The 1,477-nt window shown below is 34.8% G+C and carries 2 protein-coding genes; both read left to right on the top strand.

Annotated features, from left to right (window positions below; translation table 11 throughout):
• Window positions 1-284: 284 nt before the first annotated feature.
• Window positions 285-653, top strand: coding sequence for an ArdC-like ssDNA-binding domain-containing protein (locus CWC30_RS18945; RefSeq protein ID WP_249929905.1), 369 nt, complete (start codon window positions 285-287; stop codon window positions 651-653).
• Complete coding sequence (locus CWC30_RS18940; protein WP_349654454.1) at window positions 608-1,369, top strand: zincin-like metallopeptidase domain-containing protein; 762 nt, start codon at window positions 608-610, stop codon at window positions 1,367-1,369. Before CWC30_RS18945 ends, CWC30_RS18940 begins: the two co-directional genes overlap by 46 nt.
• The last annotated feature ends 108 nt before the right edge of the window (window positions 1,370-1,477 follow it).

Here is a 1,477-nt window from a genome sequence, read left to right as displayed (position 1 = left end):
GCGACTGACCATAAAAAAGCAGCGGTTGAAGAGAAGTTGTTATCTGTCATTTTGACCCTTTATTATTTTGTTTTCCGTAACTTAACTAACCATATCACTAGATATGCTATTTTTTAAGCAAGATTTAAGGATTATTTACCAGCACTGAAGGCAGTACTTTTTATTAAGGGTATTGTAACCTTTATTGTGTTGTAGGTAGAGAAGCTTTATCAGATTAAGGTAATATTCATAATTAACAAATAGTAATCTATAAATAACTCATAGCTTTAAAACGGAATTAAATTATGAAAAAGGAAGAAGTAGACGCACATGTAAGAGGTGTAGTAGATAAGCTAATTGAGCAAATGCAGGAGCACTTGGGGGAATGGATAGCACCTTGGCATAATGGCTTTTTAGAACCTAAAAATGCCATTACACACCACCTTTTTAGTGGAATGAACGCAACATTACTTTGGGCGTCTACCCTTGATAATGCATTTCAATCGGATGAATGGGCGACACTTAAACAATGGAATACAAAAAAAGCGAAGGTAAAAATTCGCTCAAAGGGAACGCGTTTATTTCGCCCTATTTACGCTAAAAAAATAACCCTAGTGATGAAGATTATATTATTTATTTTAAACCTTATACGGTATTCAACGCTGACCAAGTAAATAATTACAACCCCGCGCACCCTGATTTATTTGCAGATGATATACCGATAGATCCGAGTGCTGATAAGTTTATAGCTCGATGCAAAGCTAATATTACGCATGGTAATACCGATGCGTTTTATAAAGTATACGAAGATAAAATATACCTGCCATTCCCCACTAATTTTGTAGATAGTTCTCATGGCAGCAAAAAGCATAATTATTATGCGACTGCTATTCATGAGTTAATTCATTGGAGTGGTCATGACACTAGAATGAAGCGCAACTTAGCTAACAATAGTACTGAGCAGTATGCATATGAAGAGCTTGTTGCTGAACTAGGTGCTGCAATTATATGTACGCGGCTTGAAAATACAATTACACCAAGAACAGATCATGCAGCTTATTTGAAGTCTTGGATAAAGCATTTAAAAGATGATTTTCGTTACTTATTTAAAGCCGTAGATGATGCAAAAAAAGCAGTACATTTTTTGTATGAGTTAACAGGCATTGAAAACGCTGATGTGGATTGTGAAGATAAAGAGTTTGAACAACTTAATAATAGTGAAGCAGTAGAACCAGAGAAAATAATTCTTACAGGTTTTGTAAGTACGCTAAAAGTTAGTACGTGCTGTAACCACTGTCATGAAAGCTATAGCGTTACATTAACCCGTTATGAAAACTTATCGTTTTGTGAGCAATGCTCAAAGCCAAATAAGCATCTTATTGAGTGGTAATTACTAGTTTTATAATAGCTTTTACACCTAGTGCATGTTAGCTACTAGGTGTAGTGCTGAATAGAGTAATAATTAATATGTGCCTTCAAGGTAGTGTTTAGAAATCTG

The sequence above is a fragment of the Pseudoalteromonas sp. S4741 genome (assembly GCF_005886135.1).
GTDB classification, from domain to species: Bacteria; Pseudomonadota; Gammaproteobacteria; order Enterobacterales; family Alteromonadaceae; genus Pseudoalteromonas; species Pseudoalteromonas tetraodonis.
The sequence above is the reverse complement of the archived record's forward strand: the minus strand, read 5'-3'. Positions and strand labels throughout refer to the sequence as shown.

What these genes read in the sequence shown, in the direction of transcription:
- CWC30_RS18945 (WP_249929905.1), top strand. Translation starts at nt 285, where the DNA reads ATGAAAAAGGAAGAAGTAGACGCACATGTAAGAGGTGTAGTAGATAAG.